The organism is Pseudomonas turukhanskensis (assembly GCF_027922365.1).
In the GTDB taxonomy this organism is placed as follows: Bacteria; Pseudomonadota; Gammaproteobacteria; order Pseudomonadales; family Pseudomonadaceae; genus Aquipseudomonas; species Aquipseudomonas turukhanskensis.
Window position 1 is genome coordinate 245,571 of sequence record NZ_BSFN01000003.1, and the last position, 16,988, is coordinate 262,558.

The 16,988-nt window shown below is 61.3% G+C and carries 20 protein-coding genes and 3 tRNA genes; 13 read left to right on the plus strand and 10 right to left on the minus strand.

From position 1 onward, the window contains the following. Positions 1 to 2: 2 nt before the first annotated feature. From gspG to PKE98_RS07540, 10 genes are all read left to right on the plus strand, one after another. On the plus strand, positions 3 to 449 hold the full coding sequence (gene gspG, locus PKE98_RS07495) for a type II secretion system major pseudopilin GspG (RefSeq protein ID WP_271194644.1): 447 nt from the start codon (positions 3 to 5) through the stop codon (positions 447 to 449). Further along, on the plus strand, positions 446 to 994 hold the full coding sequence (gene gspH / locus PKE98_RS07500; RefSeq protein ID WP_271194645.1) for a type II secretion system minor pseudopilin GspH: 549 nt from the start codon (positions 446 to 448) through the stop codon (positions 992 to 994). Before gspG ends, gspH begins: the two co-directional genes overlap by 4 nt. After that, positions 991 to 1,395, plus strand: coding sequence for a type II secretion system minor pseudopilin GspI (gene gspI, locus PKE98_RS07505; protein WP_271194646.1), 405 nt, complete (start codon positions 991 to 993; stop codon positions 1,393 to 1,395). Before gspH ends, gspI begins: the two co-directional genes overlap by 4 nt. Positions 1,396 to 1,427: 32 nt before the next feature. After that, complete coding sequence (gspJ, locus tag PKE98_RS07510; protein WP_271194860.1) at positions 1,428 to 2,099, plus strand: type II secretion system minor pseudopilin GspJ; 672 nt, start codon at positions 1,428 to 1,430, stop codon at positions 2,097 to 2,099. After that, positions 2,096 to 3,100, plus strand: a complete 1,005-nt coding sequence (gene gspK, locus PKE98_RS07515) for a type II secretion system minor pseudopilin GspK (RefSeq protein ID WP_271194648.1) — start codon at positions 2,096 to 2,098, stop codon at positions 3,098 to 3,100. Before gspJ ends, gspK begins: the two co-directional genes overlap by 4 nt. Further along, positions 3,097 to 4,239 carry a type II secretion system protein GspL gene (gspL, locus tag PKE98_RS07520; protein WP_271194649.1) on the plus strand — a complete coding sequence of 381 codons (1,143 nt, stop codon included), beginning with the start codon at positions 3,097 to 3,099 and terminating at the stop codon, positions 4,237 to 4,239. Before gspK ends, gspL begins: the two co-directional genes overlap by 4 nt. Next, on the plus strand, positions 4,236 to 4,757 hold the full coding sequence (locus tag PKE98_RS07525; RefSeq protein ID WP_271194650.1) for a type II secretion system protein M: 522 nt from the start codon (positions 4,236 to 4,238) through the stop codon (positions 4,755 to 4,757). The genes gspL and PKE98_RS07525 overlap by 4 nt, the downstream gene beginning before the upstream one ends. A gap of 181 nt (positions 4,758 to 4,938) precedes the next feature. Further along, positions 4,939 to 5,014: transfer RNA gene (locus tag PKE98_RS07530), tRNA-Val, on the plus strand. Positions 5,015 to 5,045: 31 nt separating this feature from the next. Further along, positions 5,046 to 5,122: transfer RNA gene (locus tag PKE98_RS07535), tRNA-Asp, on the plus strand. Between the two features lie 124 nt (positions 5,123 to 5,246). After that, positions 5,247 to 5,323 (plus strand) — tRNA-Asp (locus PKE98_RS07540). 195 nt (positions 5,324 to 5,518) lie between these two features. Here the strand turns inward: PKE98_RS07540 and PKE98_RS07545 are convergent. From PKE98_RS07545 to PKE98_RS07575, 7 genes are all read right to left on the minus strand, one after another. Beyond that, positions 5,519 to 7,471, minus strand: a complete 1,953-nt coding sequence (locus PKE98_RS07545) for a PAS domain-containing hybrid sensor histidine kinase/response regulator (RefSeq protein WP_271194651.1) — start codon at positions 7,469 to 7,471, stop codon at positions 5,519 to 5,521. Beyond that, complete coding sequence (locus PKE98_RS07550) at positions 7,461 to 8,318, minus strand: sensor histidine kinase (RefSeq protein ID WP_271194652.1); 858 nt, start codon at positions 8,316 to 8,318, stop codon at positions 7,461 to 7,463. The genes PKE98_RS07545 and PKE98_RS07550 overlap by 11 nt, the downstream gene beginning before the upstream one ends. Continuing rightward, on the minus strand, positions 8,311 to 9,327 hold the full coding sequence (locus PKE98_RS07555; protein WP_373877820.1) for an ATP-binding protein: 1,017 nt from the start codon (positions 9,325 to 9,327) through the stop codon (positions 8,311 to 8,313). The genes PKE98_RS07550 and PKE98_RS07555 overlap by 8 nt, the downstream gene beginning before the upstream one ends. Next, positions 9,318 to 9,722 (minus strand): anti-sigma regulatory factor, encoded by a 405-nt coding sequence (locus PKE98_RS07560; RefSeq protein WP_271194653.1) that lies wholly within the window; start codon positions 9,720 to 9,722, stop codon positions 9,318 to 9,320. Before PKE98_RS07560 ends, PKE98_RS07555 begins: the two co-directional genes overlap by 10 nt. Then, the gene (locus PKE98_RS07565) at positions 9,719 to 10,081 is read right to left on the minus strand and encodes an STAS domain-containing protein (RefSeq protein ID WP_271194654.1); all 363 of its coding nucleotides are present in this window, start codon (positions 10,079 to 10,081) and stop codon (positions 9,719 to 9,721) included. The genes PKE98_RS07560 and PKE98_RS07565 overlap by 4 nt, the downstream gene beginning before the upstream one ends. Position 10,082: 1 nt before the next feature. Further along, positions 10,083 to 10,934 (minus strand): STAS domain-containing protein, encoded by an 852-nt coding sequence (locus PKE98_RS07570; protein ID WP_271194655.1) that lies wholly within the window; start codon positions 10,932 to 10,934, stop codon positions 10,083 to 10,085. 435 nt (positions 10,935 to 11,369) lie between these two features. Then, positions 11,370 to 11,684 (minus strand): DUF3509 domain-containing protein, encoded by a 315-nt coding sequence (locus tag PKE98_RS07575; protein WP_271194656.1) that lies wholly within the window; start codon positions 11,682 to 11,684, stop codon positions 11,370 to 11,372. A gap of 357 nt (positions 11,685 to 12,041) precedes the next feature. Here PKE98_RS07575 and PKE98_RS07580 point away from each other — a divergent pair, with 357 nt between their 5' ends. Next, positions 12,042 to 12,290: a hypothetical protein gene (locus PKE98_RS07580; RefSeq protein ID WP_271194657.1), complete on the plus strand. Its 249-nt coding sequence runs from the start codon at positions 12,042 to 12,044 to the stop codon at positions 12,288 to 12,290. A 15-nt stretch (positions 12,291 to 12,305) separates the two neighbouring features. Here PKE98_RS07580 and PKE98_RS07585 read toward each other — a convergent pair whose 3' ends face one another. Then, entirely contained in the window at positions 12,306 to 13,490 is a 1,185-nt protein-coding gene (locus PKE98_RS07585) for an MFS transporter (protein ID WP_271194658.1), read from the minus strand. 110 nt (positions 13,491 to 13,600) lie between these two features. Here PKE98_RS07585 and PKE98_RS07590 point away from each other — a divergent pair, with 110 nt between their 5' ends. Continuing rightward, complete coding sequence (locus PKE98_RS07590) at positions 13,601 to 14,524, plus strand: LysR family transcriptional regulator (protein WP_271194659.1); 924 nt, start codon at positions 13,601 to 13,603, stop codon at positions 14,522 to 14,524. A gap of 10 nt (positions 14,525 to 14,534) precedes the next feature. On the opposite strand, the gene PKE98_RS07595 is transcribed toward PKE98_RS07590, so the two are convergent. Next, positions 14,535 to 14,936, minus strand: a complete 402-nt coding sequence (locus tag PKE98_RS07595) for a hypothetical protein (RefSeq protein ID WP_271194660.1) — start codon at positions 14,934 to 14,936, stop codon at positions 14,535 to 14,537. Between the two features lie 126 nt (positions 14,937 to 15,062). Here PKE98_RS07595 and PKE98_RS07600 point away from each other — a divergent pair, with 126 nt between their 5' ends. Then, on the plus strand, positions 15,063 to 16,331 hold the full coding sequence (locus PKE98_RS07600) for an esterase/lipase family protein (protein ID WP_271194661.1): 1,269 nt from the start codon (positions 15,063 to 15,065) through the stop codon (positions 16,329 to 16,331). A gap of 85 nt (positions 16,332 to 16,416) precedes the next feature. Here PKE98_RS07600 and PKE98_RS07605 read toward each other — a convergent pair whose 3' ends face one another. Further along, positions 16,417 to 16,845 carry a hypothetical protein gene (locus tag PKE98_RS07605; RefSeq protein WP_271194662.1) on the minus strand — a complete coding sequence of 143 codons (429 nt, stop codon included), beginning with the start codon at positions 16,843 to 16,845 and terminating at the stop codon, positions 16,417 to 16,419. Between the last annotated feature and the right edge of the window lie 143 nt (positions 16,846 to 16,988).

A 16,988-nucleotide genomic window follows, 5' to 3' on the forward strand; every position in this document is an offset into this window, starting at 1 on the left:
CAATGCAACATAAAACCATGCAGCCAGGACGGCGGCAGTCGGGTTTTACCCTGATCGAAATCATGGTGGTGGTGGTAATTATCGGCATCCTCGCCGCTCTGATCGTGCCACAGGTAATGAGTCGGCCGGACCAGGCCAAGATCACCGTGGCCAGAGGCGATGTAAAAGGGATCAGCGCCGCACTGGACATGTACAAGCTCGATAACCATGTCTATCCCAACACCCAGCAGGGCCTCGAAGCCCTGGTGAAAAAACCCAGCGGCAATCCACCGGCGAAAAACTGGAATGCTGCCGGCTACCTCAAACGCCTGCCCGTCGATCCGTGGGGCAACCCGTATCAGTACCTGTCTCCGGGCAGCAAAGGGCCGTTCGATCTTTACTCGTTCGGTGCCGACGGCAAAGAAGGCGGCACTGACAACGATGCCGATATCGGTAACTGGGATCAGTGACCACCGTGCAGCCGCCGCGCCAGGCTGGCTTCACCCTGATCGAAATCATGGTGGTGCTGGTAATTCTGGGCACGTTGATTGGCCTGGCCGTGCTCAGCACGGGTATTGCCGGGCCGTCACGCGAGCTGCGCAATGAAGCCGAACGCCTGAGTGGCCTGATTGGTGTGCTGGCCGACGAGGCGGTGTTGGACAACCGTGAGTATGGCCTGTGGTTCGATGCCACCTCTTATCAGGTACTGCGCTACGACTCGGCCAAGGCCAATTGGCAGGCGGTTGATCGCAACCCGCATCAGCTGCCTGTGTGGGCTGTGCTGACCCTGGAGTTGGAAGGCGCGGCGATGAAATTGCCCAGCGCCAACGCCGAAGAAAATGAGAAAGCCAGTGCGCGCAGTCCACAAGTGTTGATTCTTTCCAGCGGTGAACTCAGCCCCTTTCGCCTGATAATGGCCGAGCGCAAAGCTCAGGGCGCGCGGTTGCAGATGGCGACCGATGGGTTTCGCTTGCCCAGGGTGGAACTGGTCGAAGCCAAAGGGCCAGGCAAATGACGCGTTCCCATGGCTTTACCCTGCTTGAAGTGCTGGTGGCGCTGGGGATTTTTGCGTTGGTGGCCGCCAGCGTGTTGGGTGTGAGCGCGCGCAGCTTGCAAACCGCCGCCAAGCTTGAGGACAAAACCCTGGCCATGTGGGTGGCCGATAACAAACTCAGTGAAATGCAACTGGAGCCCGGCGTACCTAGTGAGGGCGACCAGCAGGGGCAAGTGGACTTTGCCAACCGGCAATGGCTCTGGCAGACCACTGTGCAAGCCACCAGCGAGCCCACCATGCGCCGCATCACCGTGTGGGTGGCCAGTCGCGACGCTCGTGGCAGCTCTGGCGCTCCCAAAGACCGCGCCGAGGCTTATCTGGTGGGTTTTGTCACGACCGAACCGGTCGAGCCCGCGCAATGAGCAAGACCCTGAACAGCCCAATGAAAACCCCCATGCCGCGCTCGCGTGGCTTCACCCTGCTGGAATTGCTGATTGCGGTGGCGATCTTCGCGCTGCTGGCCCTGGCCACATACCGCATGCTCAGCAGCGTAATGCAGGCCGATACGGCTACCCGCGAGCATGAACAGCAATTGCGCGAATTGGTGCGTGCGATGGCCGCTTTCGAGCGCGATATCTTGCAAGTGCGGGCCCGGCCTGTGCGTGACCCCTTTGGCGAGCCGCGCCCGGCGCTGGTGGGCGAAGACGGCGATGTCACGGCGCTGGAGTTTACCCGCGCCGGATGGCGCAACCCGCTGGGCGCTGCCCGCTCACGCTTGCAGCGGGTGCGTTGGGAGCTCAGCGGCGAATTACTGCAGCGTCGCTACTGGAACGTGCTTGATCAGGCCCAGGACAGCCAGCCACAGGTGCAAGCTGTGCTTGACGGTGTCACCTCGTTCTCCCTGCGCTACCTGGACCGTCAGGGTCAATGGCAAACCACCTGGCCGGGTACAGACGGCACCGAAAGTGAACGTTTGGAGCAACTGCCCAGGGCGGTTGAACTAGTGCTGGAACACCGCCGCTACGGCCAGCTACGGCGGCTGCTGCGCCTGCCGGATATGCCGGCATCGGCCAGTAACGGCGACGGCCAGCTGCCTGATGGGCAAAACGGGCAGGAGGCGCCATGAAGCGTCAGCAAGGTGTGGCGCTGATTACCGTGTTGCTGGTGGTGGCCGTGGTTACCATCGTCTGTGCCGGCATGATTGCCCGTCAACAGGTATCCATCCGCAGCAGCGCCAATCTGCTCGACACGCGCCGGGCCTGGCAGTACGCCCTTGGCGGCGAAACCCTGGCCAAGGCCATGCTCAAACGGGACGCGCGCGCGGGGGCCCCGGGGCAGACCGGCGACCATTTGGGCGAGCCGTGGGCCAGGCCCATGCCGCCGTTTGCCCTGGACGAAAGTGGCGTACTCAATGTGCGAATTGAAGACCTAAGCGGCCGGTTCAACCTCAATAGTCTCGTGCATCGGGAACAGGTCGACGCTCTGGCAGTGCGCCGGTTTCAACGCTTGCTGTTGCGCCTTGGCATCGTGGCTCCATACGCCGAACGGCTGGTGGATTGGCTGGACCAGAATCAGGAACCGACGGGCAGCGAAGGCGCCGAAGATAACCAGTACCTACTCGCCAAACCGGCCTATCGTCCGGCCAATCGTCGCCTGCAGGACGTCTCCGAGCTACGGTTATTGTTGGGTATGACAGAGGTTGATTATCGGCGGCTACAGCCCTATGTCAGCGCGCTGCCCAGCGATGCGGCGCTCAACGTCAACACGGCGGGCGCTATGGTGTTGTCGAGTCTGGCCGACGGCCTTGCGCCGGCGGTGGCGCAGGGGGTGGTGCAGGCACGGGGTGCGACGGGGTTTGCCTCGGTAGAAGCATTTTTGAATCAACCGGGGCTGGCCGGGCTTGGCATCGACGGGCAAGGATTGGCAGTCGCCACCCAGTATTTTCAAGTGATCAGCGAGGTACGTATGGGCGACCGCCGTCAGGTAGTGGTCAGTAGCGTGCACCGCGATGAGCAAGGGCGCGTGCGGGTGCTGGCGCGTGATCTGGGCCAGGATGGCTTGGTTCAGGTGCAGCAGCCTCAGAACGAACAACAAGCATCCGTGGTAAACGAGGAGCAGGCGCCATGAGCCTGATAACGATTTTTTTACCGGCTGGCGCTGCGGTAGCGGTTGATGACAGCGTGCCGGTGCATCGGGTACGTGCTGGCGTGCGCGACCAGGTTTTGCTGGCTGAGGCCATGGCTGAGCTGGATGGCCCCTGGCGTCTGGTGGTGCCGGTAGAGGCGGTTACCGCGTGTGCGGTGCAACTGCCTACGCAAAAAGCCCGCTGGCTACGCCAGGCATTGCCCTTCGCGGTTGAGGAATTGCTGGCCGAAGAGGTGGAGCTGTTTCACCTGGCTTTGGGCACGCCACTTGCCGATGGTCGCCACCGTGTTTACGCGGTGCGCTCTGCCTGGCTGCAGGGCTGGCTGGGGTTGTGCCCGGTGGCGCCCGCCAGCATCCAGATTGATGCTGATCTGCTGCCCGAGCAAGGCACGCAGCTGTGCTGGCTGGGTGAGCGCTGGCTGCTTGGTGGCCAGGTGGCCACGCGTATGGCGCTAGCAGCCGAAGACTGGCCGGTGTTGGCCGGGCAATGCCCGTTGCCCTTGCAGGCCATTGCCCCGCCGATTCACGCACTACCTGAAGGCATTGAAACCGCCCAGCGCGAAGAAGACCCGTATCTGTGGCTCGCCCTGCAGACGGGAGGCTGCAACCTGGCTCAGGGAGACTTGGCCAATCAGCAAGACAGTCAGGGCTTCAAGCGGTGGCGCCCGGTGCTCGGTCTGGTCGGGTTATGGCTGGTGCTGCAATGGGGTTTCAACCTGGCGCAAGCCTGGCAGTTGCAGCACAAGAGCGATGCCATCGCCGCCGCCAACAGCGCCCTGTACCACGAACTTTTTCCGCAGGACACCAAACTGATCAACCTGCGTCATCAACTGGATGAGCACTTGAGCCAGGGTGCTACCGGCGGCAAAAGTCGCTTGCTGGCCCTCATGGAGTTAACCAGCACCGCCGTGCAAGCCGACGGCGGTCTGGTGCGCGTACAGCAGCTGGATTTCAGCGATACCCGTGGCGACCTTGCCCTGCAACTGCAAGCGCCCGACTTCGGCGCGCTGGAACGCTTGCGTCAGCGCATGGCCGATGCCGGCATGCCCGTGCAGCTGGGTTCGGCCAGTCGTGAAACCAATGGTGTCAGTGCACGCCTGGTCATAGGAGGACAGGGATGAATGCAGCAATGTTGAAAAACCAACTGGCCGAGCGCTGGCAGCGTTCGCCACTGCAACAGCGCTGGACCACCCTGGTGCCGCGCGAGCGCATGGCATTGATGGCGATGCTGGTCTTCCTGCTCGGCGCGCTGCTGTATATCAGCTTCTGGCAGCCCGCCCAGCATCGCCTGCACAACGCCCGCGAAGCCCTGGCCCAGCAATTGGAACTTAGTGCCTACCTGCAAGCCAAGGCGCCTCAGGCCCGTGCGTTGGTGCAGCGGCCGACCAGTACGGTAGCGCCTGAGCAACTGCAAGGCCTGATTACTGCCAGTGCGGCGGCAGCTCAACTGACTATCGAGCGTATCGACAACCAGGGCGCTGGCAGCCTGCAAGTCAACTTACAGCCGGTGGCGTTCAATCTGCTGCTGGGCTGGCTCAAGGATTTGGAGGGGCAGGGCGTGCGGATCGACGAGGCAGGGTTGGATCGTAATGAGGACGGGCTGGTGACGTCGCGGTTAACGCTGCGGGTGGTGCAGTAAGATCGCCATTTGCAGGAATCGAGGCTAAAGCCTCCCACTGACAATGCCATCCCTGTGGAAGCGGCATCCGCCCTGAGCTTTTGATATGAGCGGAAAGAAAAAACGCTAATTTCAGAAAATTTCTATATGGGGTGTTGACTTAGGTGCGGCCCCCGCGTAAATTTCGCGCCTCGCAAGCAAGGGGTGATTAGCTCAGCTGGGAGAGCATCTGCCTTACAAGCAGAGGGTCGGCGGTTCGATCCCGTCATCACCCACCACTTGTGAAACCGGACGAAAGTCCACCGACGCGCAGCGGTAGTTCAGTCGGTTAGAATACCGGCCTGTCACGCCGGGGGTCGCGGGTTCGAGTCCCGTCCGCTGCGCCATTATTTGCCAGGAACGATATGTTCGGACCTGAGACCGGAAAGCCAACCAGGGCTTGAAGGTCAGACGCAACAAGGCTTGAAGTTTTACGATTTAAAGCAGTACCGGACGCAAGTCCACCGACACGCAGCGGTAGTTCAGTCGGTTAGAATACCGGCCTGTCACGCCGGGGGTCGCGGGTTCGAGTCCCGTCCGCTGCGCCATATACGAAGCCCCTGGATCTCACGATCCAGGGGCTTTTTATTGCCTGCGATTTGATGGCGACCCGACGCAGCAGGCCGCCGATAACCGCCGCAGCTGCTTGATATGGACAGGTGAGTAGGAGCGAGCTTGCTCGCGAACCTTGTTAACGACGATTCAAGAGTTTGGCGAGCACGCCGCTCCTACAAAAGCAGGCGTTACTCAGCAGGGCGAGAATCCAGCAGGGTACGAATGCGTTCGAGCAACTCGCTGCTATTGAAGGGCTTGCTGAGCATGTCCATGCCGGTGCCGACCAGGTCCTGGCGGTCCAGTGCATTCTCGGCATAGCCGGACACATACAGCACCGGCAGGGTGGCGCGCATGGTGCGGCTGAGCGCGGCCAGGTCGCGACCATCCATGCGCGGCAGGCCGATATCGGTTAGCAGCAGGTCGATGGATGCATCGGTTTTCAGCGCATGCACCGCGCCCTCTGCATCGTAAACCTGGGTGCTGCGGTAGCCGGCATCGTCAAGAATTTCCGCGATCAGCGCGCTCACCGCCACCATGTCTTCCACAATCAGCACATGCTCGCCGGTGCCTTTTCTCGGCGAGCCCAGGGCAGTGGTCTCGCTGCTCGGTAACTCGCTACCCGCCGGCAGCAGCAACACCACCTCAGTGCCTTTGTTCACTACGCTGCGAATGCTTACATCACCGCCGGACTGGCGCGCAAAGCCGTAAATACTCGACAACCCCAAGCCCGTGCCCTGGCCAACCGGCTTGGTGCTGAAGAAGGGGTCGAACACCTTGCTGATGACGGCCTCGTCGATACCGACGCCGTCATCGCGCACCGCCAGGGCGATATAGGTGCCGTCTTCCACTTTGGCGTTACCCGTTACCACCGTGGCGTAGGTGGCGATGCGAATACTGCCGCCATTGGGCAGTGCATCGCGGGCATTGATGATCAGGTTGAGCAGCGAACTTTCAAACTGGAACGGATCGACCATCGCCACCGACGTGCCCGAGGTCAATTCCAGCGTCAGGGAAATGCGTTCGCTGATGGTACGGCGCAGCAATTCTTCCAGCGAGCGCACATGTTCGTTGATATCAATGGGGCGCGTATCGAGCGGTTGCTGGCGAGCAAAAGCCAGCAGGCGATGGGTTAGGGCCGCGGCGCTGTTGGCTGAACTCAGCGCAGCATCGGCATAACGCATCAGCGTGTCGTAACGCTGGTCTTCGACCCGGCGCTTCATCAGCTCGATGGCCGCAATGATGCCGGTGAGCATGTTGTTAAAATCGTGGGCGATGCCGCCGGTAAGCTTGCCCAGGGCGTCCATCTTCTGCGCTTGCAGCAGCTGTTCTTCAGTGCGTTCGCGCTCGGCCACTTCCTGGGCGATACGGGTATGCGCCTTGTCCAGTTGGTTGCGCTGCGAGCGGTCGCGTTCACGGTGCTCGGTAACGTCTTCGACGAACACCAGGCTGTGCCCCGGCAGGCGATAGGGCGAGGTCTGCCATTCGGTTTCGCGCTCTTCATCGCCCACCAGCAGCGTGAGGCTGCCGTTCCAGCGCTGGCCGTCCAGCAGTGCGGTGCGCAGTTGCACCAGGCGCAGTTCCTGGCCGGGGGCGATGCATTGCAACAAGCGCTCGTCCTGGCTGCAGCCTTGCAGCAGGTCGGCAAAGGCCTGGTTGCTCTCTATGACCTTGAGCTGCTCGTCGATCACCGCGATGGGGGCCGAGACATTCGCGAAGATCTCGCGAAAGCGTGCCTCGCTATCGCGCAGGGCTGCTTCGCTATCACGCACCCGCAGCAGGGTGCGCAGGGTGGCCATCAACACTTCCGGGTCGATGGGGTGCGTAAGGTAGGCGTCCGCACCGGTTTCCAGGCCCGTGATGATGTCGTGCGGCTGGATCGAGGCTGCCGACACATGTACCACCGGCACCAGTGCGGTGCGGGGCACCTGACGCAGTTGGCGGACAATATCGAAGCCGGTCATATCCGGCAGATTCACGTCGAGAATCAGGGCGTCGTAGTCGGTCTCGGCGATCAGCGCCAGACCTTCGTTGCCAGTGCCGGCCTCATCGATGACATAACCTTGCTGCTCGAAACGACGGCGCAGGGCGTAGCGCGTGGCTACGTTGTCGTCGACGATCAACAGGTGAATGTCACTTTTCATCGGGTGTGTCCTGATCAATGGCAAAAGGAATGATCACGTAGAACGTCGAGCCTACGCCGGGCTCGCTTTCCACACCCACTTGCCCACCAAGCAGTTCGGCAAAACGTTTGCACAGTGAGAGCCCCAGGCCCGTGCCGCGTAAACGTTTTTGCAGCGGCGAGTCTACTTGAGAGAAGTCCTCAAAGAGCGCGCCGTGCATTTCGGCCGGAATGCCGATGCCGGTATCGCTCACGGCAAACCGCACTGCGTTATCGTTTTCCAGGCGCGCCGACACCCGCACCTCTCCGCGCTGGGTGAACTTCAGGGAGTTGGAAATGAAATTGCGCAGCACCTGCGCGAGCTTTTTATCGTCGGTATACAGGCGCGGCATGTTCACCGGCTCTTCGAAAATCAGGTCTACCGTGCCGCCCTCGACAATCGGGCGGAACATACCGCGCAGGGCGGAAAACAAATCCAGCATGTCGAACCAGGCCGGCGAAATGGTGATGCGCCCGGCTTCGATCTTGGCCAGGTCCAGAAGGTCATCGACCATGTCGCTGAGCTCGCTGGCAGACGTCCGCACAAACCCCACCTGCTTGTGCTGCTCGGGGCTTAGCGGGCCATCCAACTCATCGCCGAGTAGACTGGTGATGCTCAGAATCGAGCCCAGAGGCGTGCGAAATTCGTGGCTCATATATGAGAGAAAGCGGCTTTTAAGGTCGGATGCCTGACGCAGTTCTTCAGCCTGGATATCCAGCTCGGCATACAGTGCCAACACGCCCTGGTTGGTTTCATCGAGCTCGGCGCGCAAGGCTTGGTTTTCGGCCAGGGCAGCGTCCAGCTGGGCCTGAATGTCGGTATCAGCCATTGGCTGCCTCCAAAGGTACGACCAATACGGTTACATCATCACGCCCACGGCAAAAATCGCGGTGCAGCACGGCAGCAATCACGGCCGGGTGACGGTGCATCAGGCCTGGGTAATCCTGCAGGTTCCAGCGCGACTGCAAGCCATCGCTATACATCACCAACAATTGGCCGCTGCAGTCGGGGAAGTCGAACGCCTGCGCCTTGCGAAACTGTGCGCCGAGAATACCGGGGTGCGAAGCCAGTCCGCGGCTCTTATCAAGGGTTATCAGCGTAGCGCCAATATTGCCGATGCCAGCGAATTGCAGGTTGCCCGTAGCAGCGTCGTATTGCGCCACGGCGCCGGCGCCGCCGCGGGTGCCGCACATGGCGCGGTGCAGGTCTTCCATCACCACGGTTGGGGTAGAGAAGGGCGATGAAGCAAAGGCTTTTTCGCCGGCCTGAGCCGCGTCCTGCGCCTCCGGGCCATGGCCCAAGCCATCGATTATCAACGCGCTCACGTGCTTGTCCTGAATCGCCAGGTGCCAGATATCGCCGCACGCCGGGTCGTCATGCAGCGAGTGCTGCGTGACGCCAAAGCGCGCGTCGGTCACCTTGCTGCCACGCGGATACAGGCGCGCCATCAATACGGCGCCACGGTGATCGGCAAACACATCGAATACGTCGGACTGACGATCCACCGCCCCCATGCCGATGCCCTGGGTGCCGCCGGTGGAAAACCCATCAGCCAGGCAGTCGTGCAGGTTGAAGCCGGGCCCCCGATCAATGGCCAGCAACTCGATGCCGCTCGCGCTGCCATGGGGCAGCACGCGTACATGCAGTTCGCCGCGGCCGGCATGCTTGAGCAGGTTGCTGGTCAATTCCGTGGTCACCAGGGCAGCGCGACCGGCGTCGTTGCCGTCAAAACCATTGTCACTGGCAAGTTTCTGCACCACGCGGCGGGCGTGGCCAATCTGGCTTTCATCGTCCACCTGCAACACCAAGGTGAGCGAACTGCTGAGGTTCAGGTCCATCGAGTAATCGTCACACGCGTCCCGGCACCCGGTGCCGTATCCAGTTCAAATTCATCAACCAAACGTTTGGCGCCGGTGAGGCCCAAGCCCAGACCGCCGCCCGATGTCCAGCCATCGGTCATCGCCAGTTTGATATCGGGTATGCCCGGACCTTCATCGCGAAACGTCAGCCGCAGGCCCGTGCGGCCGTTGTCGTCGAGAATCTGCCAATCCATGTCGCCGCCGCCGCCATACACCATGGTGTTACGGGCCAGCTCACTGACGGCAGTCACCAGCTTGGTCAGGTCGATCAACCGCATGCCGCAATCCTGGGCCAGCTTGCGTGACACCTGGCGCGCCATTACCACGTCCTGCTCCACGCGTACCGGTTGACTACCGCTACTGCGCACGTTCATTGCGCCGCTACCCGTTCGCGCAACAGTTTCATGCCACGTTCGACGTTAAGTGCCGTGCTTACGCCGGGCAGGGTCAGGCCCAGCTCCACCAGGGTGATGGCCACTGCCGGTTGCAGGCCTACCACCACGGTTTCGGCGTCCATGATGCGCGACAGGCCGGAAATGGTGCTAATCATGCGGCCAATAAAGGAGTCGACCATATCCAACGCCGAGATATCGATGAGCACACCGCGCGCCGACGTGGCGCTGATGCGTTCGGAGAGATCGTCTTGCAGCGTCATGGCCAACTGGTCGTGCATGTCCACCTGAATGGTGACCAGCAAAAATTGGCCCATCTGCAAAATGGGAATGCGGTCCATGTCACTGCGCCTTGGTGAAGGTAACGCCCAGGCGGCGCATCGCCAGAGCCAGGGCATCGGCCAGGTTGGCTTTGGTAACCACGCCTTGCAGGTCCAGCCCCAGATGCACGATGGTCTGAGCAATTTGCGGGCGCACGCCGCTGATAATGCAGTCGGCACCCATCAGGCGAATGGCCGTCACGGTTTTCAGCAAATGCTGAGCCACCAGGGTATCCACAGTGGGCACGCCGGTGATGTCGATAATGGCGATTTCCGAACCGGTATCGACGATGCGTTGCAGCAAGGACTCCATCACCACTTGCGTACGTTGCGAATCCAGGGTGCCGATCATGGGCAGGGCCAGTACGCCGTCCCACAGCTTGACCACTGGCGTCGACAGCTCGAGCAGTTCTTCCTGCTGACGGCGAATCACCGCTTCACGCGACGCCTGGTACGTGCGGATGGTGTGCAGGCCCAGGGCATCGAAAAGCTCGGATGCCTGCAGCAATTGTTCGGCCAGTAATTGCGGCTCGCTGGCGAATTCTTTCTGCAGCAAGGCGAAGAACGGGCCTTTCAGCGCGAAAATAAAGTTAGCAGTCTGGCTGGAGTCCTGACCCATCTGCGCGCGGTTACGGGACAGGCGCTCGAGAAACTGACGGGTGTCTTCCCACTGCGCGGCGCCAATGGCGGTGCCGGCACCGTTTTCCAGGGAGGAGGTAATCAACTGCAGAAACTCTCTGGTGTCTGCTTTGAGCTCATCACCCTTCACGTTGCGTGTGCCACCCGAAGCCTCCAGGGCAGCAATCCATTCCTGCACGAGTTGGGACTCGGCGTTTTTGACTTTCGAAACGGCATGTTGACCCAGTGCGGCCATGCTGGAACTCCTGTATGTGGCTGTTTTTTCTTTTGATTTAGGTGCGGCAGAAAGGGCATGTGCAACCTGTTTGATAGCAGGTCGCCTTCACTTTAATACGTGGCTTTGACGAGATACAGCACGCCGGGCGTTCGGTAAAGAACTGTTCGATTTTCACCGGCATCCTGTACGCAGAATCTGCTTGTTTACCCTTAGCTAACGCGTAGAGCATGGCCTGGAACTTAAGTTCAGGTTCAATCGCGCGCAGTAACCGGCACAGAAAATTGCGTGCAGTAAGCCTTCACGTAGTAATCAACCGCGTAGTAACCAATACACAAGAGTGCGGAGCACCACCGCAAGGGAAGGGCCAGCATCGAGCTCATCCCTGAGCGGTGCACTCATCCCTGAGAGTGCCCGGCCTGGACGGCCGGTTTGTAAGGGGCTTTCAACAGCGCCTCAGGCGCTCAGCCATTGCTTCGGCGCCTGAGCCTGACGCTGGGCTTGTGCCGCCTGATTTGCGCGGTTAGCCAGGAAGGCACCTTGTTCGGTGTTCAAGCTCAGCGAACCGTTGGCAATTTTCATGTCGCGGCGCAGCTCACGAATGAGGCGGCCAACCATCTTCTCGTTAAAAATCATCGCCGGCTCAATCACCTTGGAGAAGGTTTCGCGGGCGTTTTTCAGCGTCAACAGTACCGAGGTGTCGGGACGCGGGCTGAAGGTGATTTCATAGGTCGGGAAGGCATTGAACAGGTGCTTGACTGGATATTTCATTTTCACCGCTCCATCGGGGTTTTAATCGTTGCTGGAGATAGAGCAGCGAGCGTGCCAATTTTTCGATCGTGCGCCATTCCAGAGAAATCGAGGGCTCCAGAGCTTTTGCAATCAGCTTGCCATTAGCAAATTGCACGATAGGGTTGTGGAGGCCTTGCAAATCGCATGAAGAAAATGGGGCTCGGTACATCGTGCTGGTTGGAGTTGAGGGGCAACTCCGGTGTGGCGCCTAGGGCTATTGGCATGCAACATTCTGCTGCTAGTCTTCCCCTGCGCCGCCCTGGCCCTTTGGCGCGTAGTTTCCAACTGGCTTCAAACGTAGCAGGGCAGGACGCCCGCTTAAGGACAGCTACAACTGTGGACTCGAAGATTTTCTACACCCGCTACGGCAACCCGCGCACGGCGTACATCTCCACGCGCCTGGTGCCCAATATGCTGGCGGTGAAGTTCGCGGTTATTGCCCAGGAAATAGAAGAAGGCGACCCGATGCCAAGCATGGAAGGCCATCATTTTCTCGACGCGCTGCTCAAGCGAATGGGGCTGGTCATAGTGGACGTGGTGGCGGTGCGCAAGGCACCGCGCAAGAACGAAATCGGCGAAGGCTGACCGCCAGCTCTCTGTTTAACGAGCTCGGCGCATCATCAGCAGGGCCACCACCACGGCCGCGACGGCGCCCACCGTTGCCATCACCCCCAGGCTCTGCAAACCGAAATGCCGAATGCCCAGGCCACCGAAAATGGCCCCCAGGCCGATCCCCGCATTGGCGGCAGAGATATTCATGCTCGCGGCCAATGCCTGAGCGCTGGCACCGGCCTGCATGACCCGTACCTGGCAAATCGGAAACAACGCCGTATGGGCAATGCCCCAGGCCGTGAGCGCGACAATCAGCCATAGCGTGTGCCCAGCCGCCGGCACAGTCGCCAGCATGCCGCCGGCCAACAGCAGCAGAAACAGCACCATGGCCGCCAACGGATTGCGGTCGACCATTTTGCCGCCCAGGTGATTGCCGAGCATGCCCACGGCGCCGAACGCCATCAGCCACCAGCCCACCTGGCTGGACGGAATGCCGGCTAGTCGTTCAAGGGTGTCGGCCAGGTAGGTGTAAGCCGTGAACATGGCGGTAAATGCCAGCGTCGACAGCAGCACATGGGCGAGAAAACGCGGTTGCTTGAGAATGGCGCTCTGGTTTTCCCCGGCCGCCTGCTGGGGCGCGGCCGGCATGGTCGGCAGCAGCCAGTGAATCAGCAAGGCAATTACCAGGGCTGAACCGGCCAGCAACCAGAAACTGCCGCGCCAACCCAGTGAGTCCGCCGCCAGCGTGCCCAGCGGAATGCCGAATACAAACGCCGCCGAAATGCCCATATACACTTGCGCCACGGCTTTACCCGCGTTGCCCGGCCCGGCCAGTTGCCCCGCCGTTTCACTGGCAGTGCTCCAGAACACCGGCAAGAACAGCGCCGCCATGAAACGCGCCACGCCCAGTACCCAGATGTTGGGCGCCAGGGCGGCCAATGCGTTTGAGGCGACAAACACCACCAGCACACACACGAACAGCGGCTTGCGTGGCAGGTGCGCCAGTTTGGCCGTCAGCAGCGGGCCGAACAGCATGACGGTAAAGGCGAACAGGGTGACCAATTGGCCAGCCAGGGGAATGGAAATATCCAGGTCGCGGGCCAGGGCCGGCAACAGCCCGAGTATCAGGAATTCGGTGGTCAGAATAATGAAGCCGGCGATTGCCAGAATCAAAATCGACAAACCCGCGCGTGGGGCGGCCACGTCCGTGGCGGTGAGGGTGGAAGTAGTCATGGCACATTGCTCAACAGAAATTCAGACGGCAAGCTTATTGGCGAATTAGCTTCCTATTTGCGGTACTTTCTCCAAAGTGCTGTGAACTGAATTCCTTAATGAGGCCCGCCATGTTTGCGTCCGAACGATTGAAAGGCATCGATGTATTTGTTTGCGTGGCCGATTCCGGCAGCTTTACCGCGGCGGCCGAGCGCATGAACCTCACCAGTTCGGCGGTGAGCAAGAGCATTGCGCGGCTTGAGGCACGCCTGAATACCCGTCTGTTCCAACGCACCACGCGGCGCCTGTCGCTCACCGAGGCCGGCAGTGATTTCTATCGCACCTGCACGGCGGTATTGGCTGAACTAGAGGAAGCCGAGCAAGCCTTGCACACCCAGCATGGCGAGCCGTGCGGCAAGGTGCGTATCGACCTGCCGGCGTCCTACGGGCGGTTGCATGTGCTGCCGGTGATTCTCGATTTCGTTGCCGAGCATGAGTTGTGGCAACCGCACGTGTCGTTCTCCGACCGCTTTGTCGACCCCGTGGAAGAGGGCATCGACATCCTCGTGCGCATTGGCGGCTCGGACGTCTGGCCAGCCGCGCTCGGGCACCGTTACCTGGGCGCCGAACGCCTGATTTTTTGCGCCGCCCCCAGTTACCTGGCCCGATATGGCGAGCCGCAGAGCGAGCAGGATCTGGAACGGCACAGCTGCGTGGTCTATGGCCGCAGTGACGGCGGGGTGAACCCATGGCTGTTTTCCGGGGAGCACGCCGGCGACCGTGAACGCCGTGTATTGCCCGGGCGCATCGCCATAGGCGACGGCGAAGGCCAGGTGGTTGCCCTGGTGGCCGGACATGGCATCGCCCAATTGCCGCTGTGGCTGGTGAAAGACCAATTGCAGGCAGGCACCCTGGTGCAGGTGCTGCCGCAGTTAGCCATGGATGGTTTGCCGATGAATCTGGTGTGGCTCAGGAGCCGGGAGGCCTTGCCCAAGGTCAGTGCGTTGCTGGACGCATTGGCCGCTGCGCTGGCCCCCTCCGGCCGGCAGGTGTAGGGCCGGTGCTTTAAGCGTCGCGCAACAAGTCGTTGGCGTTGAGTAAATCAAAGGCAATCTGCGGGGTCTGTTCCATGCCCCGGCGGATAGCTGCGGGAATGGCTTGGCGGGTTTTGCGGCATAGACCGGGCAAGTCATGCACCTGAATGGCAATACCACGCATGGTCCGCACTTCATTGAAACCGGGGCCGATCTCCAGGCGTATACCCAGCTGTTCCTCCATGCGGCGGCACATATGCTCAAGGTCGGCCAGGCTTTGAATGCGCTCCAGTCGTTCGAGCAGTTTGCGTTCTTCCATGCGCGTTAACCGCACGATGCGAAGGTCGGCATCCACCGCCGTGCGCAGTGCTTCCAACCCGCAGATGCAGGCGCCCGGCGGGCAAGGTTGGCGAATGGGAAAGGCGCTGTTCATGGGCTCCGATCATAGCCAGCCCGCGCCGGCATTGCCCACGGCTTTTTTGCACCGCTTATCGCCCTCGCATATGGCGCATTCCCCACTAGGCTCTAGCGGGTCATGGTCAGGGAAGGGGTGGCCGATATGGTTGCCAGGTATGTGCTGCTGGGGCTGCTGCTTAGCGCGCTTGGCGGCTGCGGGCTGTTTAAGCTGGACAAGGAAATGCAGCAAGCCCGGCAAGACCTGGTGCTGATCGCCGGGCGGCTGAACAGCACCGAATCGGGCCGCGACGCCCTAGTGGCGTTACTGGACGCGCAGGGCAATCTGGTGCGTTACCGCATTGCCGCGCTTGGCGAAACCTTCTACTTCACCGAGGCGCCAGGCCAGTATCAGTTGCTGGTGTTCGATGATCACAACGGCAACTTTGCCCTCGACGCAGACGAGCCGCGCCAGTGGCTGCCGAAAGCGCAAAGCATGATGCTGCATGTACAGCCCGACGCCGCCAGCCGTGAGCGGCTGGCCGAACTCAACCCCATTGATCTCCGACCGACCGATCTGGCCCGCGCACCGGCGGTGGACCTCAACCTGCAAGTGCTCTACCGCGAGCAGCCGCGGTTGCAGCGCAACTACCTGCAACCGGTAAGTTTCGCTGATCCGCGCTTTGACCAAGCCAATATCGAACTGGGGGCCTGGCAGCCTCTGACCTTTCTGCGCGAACTGGGTTATGGCCTGTACTTGCTCGCGCCCTGGGACCCGAACAAGGAGCCGATCTTCCTGGTGCACGGCATCAACTCCTCGCCGCGCAACTGGCAGGAGCTGGTGGCCAATCTGGACACCGAACGCTTTCAACTGCTGCTGTACCACTTCCCCAGTGGCGTGCCGCTGAACAACAGCGCCTATATGCTTAGCCTCGGCCTTCGCGACGTGCAGCGCCGGCTCAAACCCGCGCGCTTTCATGTGATGGCCCACAGCATGGGCGGCCTGGTGGCGCGTCGCGCCTTGCAAATGCTCAACGCTGACGACAGCCGCAACCTGTGCCTGTTTATCACCCTGGCCACACCCTGGAATGGCCACCCATCGGCGGCCACGGGCCTGAAGCGCATGCCGGTGGAGGTGCCGGTGTGGAAGGACCTGGCGCCGGGTAGCCCGTACTTGCAACAACTGTTCGCCACGCCGCTGCCGGCGCATATCCGCCAATGGATGCTGGTGAGTTACACCGGCAACAGCCGCCTGCTGGAAGAGCCCAATGACGGCGTGGTGCCGCTGACCAGCGAACTGAGCAATGCCGCGCAGGACGAAGCCACACGCCTGTACCTGCTCAACGAAAACCACACCAGCATTCTGCAAAGCCGTCGTACAGCCGAGCTACTGCAGCGAGCGTTTGATGGGTTGCCGAAGGAGGGGTGTGGATAGACCGTAGGAGCCAGCTTGCTGGCGAACGAGGCATACGCAAAACGAGGCCGCCCTGCGGCGGCCCGGTTTGACTCTATACCCGCCCTCAAGCACGTACAGAGATAGTCGGCTCCGATGAAGCCGGAAGTTGCCCGGGCGATGCCAGGCCTGAGTTGTCGCTATAGTCGCCCGCCGGGTTCAGTGGCGGGCGGGGTTGCTGTTGGCTCACCTCGCGGGCGACCTCCAGTGGGGTGGGTTGGTCGTCAACGTCGCTCTCGGTGGCTACCGCCAGGTAGATATCGAGTTGCTTCTGCTGGCTGCTGTTGCTGTACACCTCGGAGGCGGCCTCGCGACGGTTCGCTTGGCTCGCATCAGCGCTTTGCTGGCTCAGGGTGACGCGGTCAGCACCGCGGTCGACAGCCGTGTTCACCTGCTCCGGGGTCACGGGCGAGGCTGGATCTTGCGCGGCGTCCCCGGCCTTTTTGATCACTTGCGTGGACAGAGGCAGGGCGCTGCTGGTGCTGGATATCTGCATAGAGCTCTCCTGCGTGGCGGCGATCAGGTGAGTCTAATTCAGGCTCTGGCGCGGCTTAGATTGAATGGCGATTGGCGCCGCTGCGCTTAGCTGGCAGGGCGCAGGAAAAAGCTCGAGGCTGAAGCCTCTCCACCCGGGCCTGC